This is a genomic window from Rahnella sp. BCC 1045, assembly GCF_019049615.1.
Classification (GTDB): Bacteria; Pseudomonadota; Gammaproteobacteria; order Enterobacterales; family Enterobacteriaceae; genus Rahnella; species Rahnella contaminans.
In genome coordinates this window covers 1-5,781 of the sequence record NZ_JAFMOZ010000063.1, presented here as the reverse complement: position 1 = coordinate 5,781, position 5,781 = coordinate 1, and the positions used below count along the sequence as shown (strand labels likewise).

Sequence of the window (5,781 nt, the reverse complement as noted above, 5' to 3'; positions counted from 1 at the left end):
CCTCAGGTACTGCAACAGATAATTGAAGGCACTTTATCTGAAATTGAAGCACCGTTAATTGGGGATTTACGTTATTTCTCAGAAAATGCGCAGTATGAACCGAGTTCTTTGCAAATCGTGTCAATAACACAAATTGACAAAAACTATTATTCAATGACTTACCGTTTCCGCTGGACAGTCTTCAATGGCTGCCTGGACATTAATGCCGAAGAGTTCATGACGCAAAGTGTCACATTCCATGTAAAACCTGAGGGTTTGGAGTTTGATATAATTGAATTGAACAAAGGAACGACGGCCGACGAATTGTAAGTTTGAGTAATACGTTTGCACAGCTTTCTGAAAATGAATTATATTTAAATTACTGGCTGTATATAAATTGAGTAAACCTCCGTTCAAAGACATTGTCCTATGTAAGGGTCTTTGAAATTTTAGTAAGTTCATAGCGTTTGTAGTGAGAGCCGTTTTCTGTAAGCCACCAAGTTTTGTTGTTTACTCACAGAGTGTTATCAACACCGAATAAACCATTACGGAGGGGATGATATGGATGAGTACTCGCCTAAGCGGCACGATATCGCTCAGTTACGCTACCTGAATGAAATGTTGTACGATGAAGGAATTGCGACACTGGGTGACAGTCACCATGGCTGGGTCAACGACCCGACTTCGGCTGTAAACCTGCAGCTCAATGAACTGATTGAACACATTGCGTCTTTCGTGATGAGTTTTAAAATTAAGTATCCGGACGATACCCATTTATGTGACCTGGTTGAAGAGTATCTGGATGATACCTACACCCTGTTCAGTAATTATGGAATTAACGATTCTGACTTGCGCCAATGGCAGAAAACCAAGAAGCGACTATTCAGAATGTTCTCAGGGGACTACATCTGTACCCTGATGAAGACTTGAGTAATAATTTATATGCAGTCATCAGATAAAAATGAAAAGGCGAAGATGAACAAAATCGACTATTTGATGCGTTTAAGAAAATGCACCACTATTGATACACTTGAACGTGTTATTGAAAAAAATAAGTACGAACTTTCCGACGATGAACTCGAATTGTTTTACTCGGCGGCAGACCATCGTTTAGCGGAGCTGACGATGAACAAGCTTTACGATAAAATCCCGGTATCCGTTTGGAAGTTTGTACGTTGATCGATAAAGTTGGGTCGAAATAACTTTCGGCCCAACGCTTATTATTTATACAAAATAACGTTAGCGTTATTTAACAATTTCTTTCAGATAATTCTCTCTGCGTTCTGTTTGATCTGGTTGTGAAATGTCTGCAAAAGAAACTGAAAACATTGTTCAGTTTTCGGCGATCTCAATGGCGCGGGTTTACGCATCATAGCTACCGTGCGGCTTAATGTCGGCTGTTGCAAATGAATCACCGTTAATTCGTCATCATTAAGCGTTGCCGTATATAACTCTGGTAATATTGCCACCGCCAGTCGCGAACGCACTAAACCATACAGTGTTTCCTGAAAGTCCACACGATAACCCACACGCAAATTCAGACGATGGCTTTCAATAAGCGATGTCACCAGCCTGCTCACATTCCCCTTTGAAAACATAGCAATATCCCTTTTTGCCAGTTGTCGCCATGGAATATTATGCCCTTCTGCCAGTGCATCATCGCACCGCATCACTGCCACAAAAGGATCCTCAAGCAGAGGATAAATCGCTACAGAACCCGGCACAGTACTGTCGGTTGCGCCGATACCAAAATCCACGGAACCATTATCAAGTTCCAGTAATAAAGCATCGTTTGTCAGGTCGTGAAATTCCACACGCATGTCAGGGAAATATTCGGATAATAATTGCGGCACAGCAGGAAATAACAATGTACTGACCGAAGGCACAAGCCCGATACGCAAAGTCCCGTCGCCCCCCTCCCGCATAATTTGCTGCATATCATCGAATACGCCATGCGCTGTATTCAATAAGCGCTCTGCATACGGCAAAACAGCTTCGCCCTGCTCTGTCAGGCTCACGCCCTGCGCAGTCCGGTGCAGCAACTTTCCGCCCAGCACCGATTCAATTTGCCGCAGAGCGCTGCTCAGCGCGGGCTGACTAATTGCCAGTCGGTTCGCCGTTTCTGTAAAACTGCGCAACTGCGCGAGCGTGACAAAATACTGAATTTGCTTGAGCGAGAGTGCAGGCAACCGGCGCCAGGGTTCAGACATATATGCAGCCATTCCGCGAAAAATAGAAAACGTTTGCTCAGCATAACCGCATCTTATAGACGGATAAAATAATTCATCTGTGCAAAGCCGTTTCCTCTGCCTACATTAGCCCGATAACACTGCAAATCCGGATTCTGAAATGACCGATAACATCACTTCTGCTTCCCTGCGCCAGCGGGCTGTGAGCGCTGCGTTAGGGAAAATTCCTTTCGACCGTCTTCTGATAAACGCAAAAATCATCGATATGGTGACGGGAGAAATTCGTGAAGCCGACGTCGGGATCACCGGCAATATGATTGCCAGCGTTCATCCGCGCGGAAAATTCGCGCAGGCAAGCAACATTGATGATTTATCAGGGCATTATTTGTCGCCGGGCTTTATCGATACACACGTCCATATTGAAAGCTCACATCTGCCGCCGGAAAAATACGCTGAAATCGTCGTCGCTCAGGGCACCACTACGGTGTTCTGGGATCCGCATGAACTGGCGAATGTGTTGGGCGTGCCGGGCGTTCAGTACGCCGTTCAGGCCAGCCGGAATTTGCCCTTGCGGGTGATTTGCGCAGCGCCTTCCAGCGTGCCGTCAACGCCGGGGCTGGAAATGTCCGGCGCTGATTTCAAAGGTCAGGAAATGCAGACCATGCTGAGCTGGCCAGAGGTGGCGGGCGTGGCCGAAGTCATGGACATGTACGGCGTGCTCAACAGCAGCGAGAGAATGCTTGAGATCCTTGATGCCGGAATTAATAGCGGCAAGCTGATTGAAGGCCACGCGCGCGGTCTGAAGGACGAGCAGCTGCAGGCGTATCTGGCGGCGGGCGTCACTTCCGATCACGAACTGACTTCCGCGGAAGATGCTCTCGAAAAATTACGCGCCGGTCTGACGCTTCAGATCCGTGGCTCGCATCCTTATCTTTTGCCGGATATCGCCTCCGCGTTGCTCGCGCTCCCGCATTTGTCCTCGCAAATTACATTGTGTACCGATGATGTTCCGCCAGACCATTTGCTGGAAAAAGGCGGACTTATCGCACTGATTAAACTGCTGATCTCTTACGGTTTACGCGTGGAAGACGTTTTGCGAATGGCCACGTTCAATGCCGCTATCCGGATGAAACGTTCAGATTTAGGGCTGATCGCCTCAGGCCGTACCGCTGACATTATCGCTTTCGATTCACTTGAAAACCTGCATCCGGAAGCCGTGTACGTGGCCGGCGTTCGCGTTGCCAGAAACGGCAAACTTCTGTTTACGCCAGCTGCAGCCAGCGGCGTGGTTCCTCCCCGCGATACGATGCAACTTAAGCCGCTCAGCGAAGATGATTTCCGCCTGAAAATACCCGGTCTGAGCAGCGGTAAAGCGCGTCTGCGCAACATCAAAGGCGCCAGGTTTACACAGTGGAGCGAAGTCACGGTCAGCGTGCAGGACGGTACCGTTCAGCTTCCGGAAGGCTTCAGCCTGATTTGGGTTCAGCATCGCCATGGCCGGCACGACGCAACGCCAAAAATGGCTCTGCTTGAAGGTTGGGGAGAATTGCGCGGTGCGATTGCTACGTCTTACTCGCACGATTCACACAATCTGGTGGTGATCGGCCGTGACCCTGCCGACATGACGCTGGCGGCAAACCAACTCATCGCCAGCGGCGGCGGCATGGCCCTGAGTCAGCACGGCAAGCTTCTGGCCAAAATTGAGATGCCGATTGCCGGAATGCTCTCCGACTTACCCGCAGAGCAGCTGGCAAAAGAATTTAAGAATCTGCGCGAACTCAGCGCACAGGTCGCTGACTGGGAGTCGCCTTATCGCGTCTTCAAAGCCATCGAAGGCACCTGTCTGGCGTGTAATGCAGGGCCACATTTAACCGACTTAGGCCTGACCGACGGTGGTTTACGTGAAATCGTCGATCCGGTTCTGGAAATCTGGCCGGATAACGTCTGAGTCGTTCTCAGCGCTAAAACACAAAAATGATAGCAAACACAACATTATAAAAAGCATTTCCAGGGGAGTTTGTATGAGTGAAAGTTCGGTAAAAAATGTTGCACCTGCGACTGAAGGCGGCTGGCTGGAACGCCGCTTTCAGTTACGCCAGCGCCAGACCAAAGTCAAAACAGAATGTCTGGCCGGAATAACCGGATTTCTGGCCGCGGCGTATCTGCTGGTCGTTATCCCGGGATTGCTGGCGGTGGGCGGAATGGACAAAGGCGCGGCTACCACGGGCGTGATTGTGGTGTTTGTTCTCGGTTCTTTGCTGATGGCCTTTTACGCCAACCTGCCGTTTATGGTCGGCCCGGGGATTGGTGGCTCGGTTCTGGTCGGCATTACGCTGGCTGGCGACGGCGTCACCTGGCCGGTCGCGCTGGGTATCGCCTGCTGGTCTGGGATTTTGTTTTTTATCATGACCGTGTTCGGCCTGCGCGAAATTGTCACCCGCTCGGTTCCGCAGTCGATCAAATTAGGGCTGACGGCGTCCATCGGGATTTTTGTCGCCCTTCTCGGCTTTCGTAATGCCGGGCTGGTGATGGCGAACGCAAAAACATCGGCTCTCGGATTGGGGGATTTTACTGCACCGGGTGCGATGATTGCCCTGCTTGGATTGCTGGTTGCCATCGGATTACAGGCGAGAAAAGTGCCGGGTGCCATTCTGTGGGCCATTTTGCTGGCGACAGTTGCGGGTATTCCGTTCGGCGTCACGCATCTGCCTGAACACTGGTTTTCCCTGCCACACTCTGTCGCACCGCTTTTCGGTAAAGTTGATCTGGCAGGCGCAATCAATATCGCTTTCCTGCCGTTTCTGTTTATCTTTTTTGCATCTGAATTTTTTTCAACGATGGGCACGACTCTGGCCGTCGGCGGCGAGGCCGGATTGCTGGATGAGCATGGCAACATGAAACACATCAACCGGCCTTTCATGGTGGATTCGATTGCCGCCGCACTGGGGCCGGTTGTCGGCATTCCTGCGGCGACGGCGCTGATTGAATCTTCCGCCGCGGCCGAAGCAGGGGGGAAAACCGGTCTGACAGCGCTGGCCGCAGCGGTCATGTTCCTGCTGATGCTGTTATTCACGCCGGTTGCGCTGATGATCCCCAAGGAAGCCACCGCGCCAGCGCTGATTCTGATCGGCCTGAATATGTTCAGTAACCTGCGAAAAGTTGATCTGGGCAACTTCACCGATGCGTTACCGGTGCTGATGATGGTCATGATCACGCTGATTTCGAACAGCTTCGGCACCGGTATCGCCGGCGGATTACTGTTTTACATCCTCATTAAAATCGTGGCCGGAAAAGGGCGCGAAGTCCCGCTGGGGTTGTATATTCTGGCTGTTCCGCTGGTGTACTACTTCGCCACGCTGGTACATCATTGATTTCATTTCACCTGATAACGGGCGCGAAAATACCTTGCCCGTTGTTTTAAGGCTGACGCAAAATTTATCTCAAAGAGTGAACGGGTTAGCAGAAGAGGTAAAACGGGAGGGCCTGAAATTGGTGGAGGCCCTGCCATCAGCCGTTAGTACTAAATTGTGTTGGTTAATCAATTGGTTATTGTTGTGGTGCAACAAAGCTAATGTACCACTCATAAAAGTACTATAACAGTACTGAATCGTGA

Annotated in this window: 6 protein-coding genes; 5 read left to right on the top strand and 1 reads right to left on the bottom strand. The window is 50.2% G+C overall.

The window, feature by feature from the left end; all coding sequences use genetic code 11:
* The first annotated feature begins 9 nt into the window (after positions 1 to 9).
* From J1782_RS00510 to J1782_RS00500, 3 genes are all read left to right on the top strand, one after another.
* Positions 10 to 309, top strand: a complete 300-nt coding sequence (locus tag J1782_RS00510; protein WP_217151958.1) for a hypothetical protein — start codon at positions 10 to 12, stop codon at positions 307 to 309.
* 231 nt (positions 310 to 540) lie between these two features.
* Positions 541 to 909, top strand: coding sequence for an Hha toxicity modulator TomB (gene tomB, locus J1782_RS00505; RefSeq protein WP_217151957.1), 369 nt, complete (start codon positions 541 to 543; stop codon positions 907 to 909).
* A 45-nt stretch (positions 910 to 954) separates the two neighbouring features.
* Positions 955 to 1,158, top strand: coding sequence for an HHA domain-containing protein (locus tag J1782_RS00500; RefSeq protein ID WP_013576617.1), 204 nt, complete (start codon positions 955 to 957; stop codon positions 1,156 to 1,158).
* 83 nt (positions 1,159 to 1,241) lie between these two features.
* Here J1782_RS00500 and J1782_RS00495 read toward each other — a convergent pair whose 3' ends face one another.
* On the bottom strand, positions 1,242 to 2,189 hold the full coding sequence (locus J1782_RS00495) for a LysR family transcriptional regulator (RefSeq protein WP_152327888.1): 948 nt from the start codon (positions 2,187 to 2,189) through the stop codon (positions 1,242 to 1,244).
* Between the two features lie 139 nt (positions 2,190 to 2,328).
* Here J1782_RS00495 and J1782_RS00490 point away from each other — a divergent pair, with 139 nt between their 5' ends.
* A complete protein-coding gene (locus J1782_RS00490) occupies positions 2,329 to 4,116 on the top strand; it encodes an adenine deaminase (RefSeq protein ID WP_217151952.1) in 1,788 nt (595 codons plus the stop codon).
* Positions 4,117 to 4,189: 73 nt separating this feature from the next.
* Positions 4,190 to 5,539, top strand: coding sequence for an NCS2 family permease (locus J1782_RS00485; protein ID WP_217151950.1), 1,350 nt, complete (start codon positions 4,190 to 4,192; stop codon positions 5,537 to 5,539).
* Positions 5,540 to 5,781: the final 242 nt, after the last annotated feature.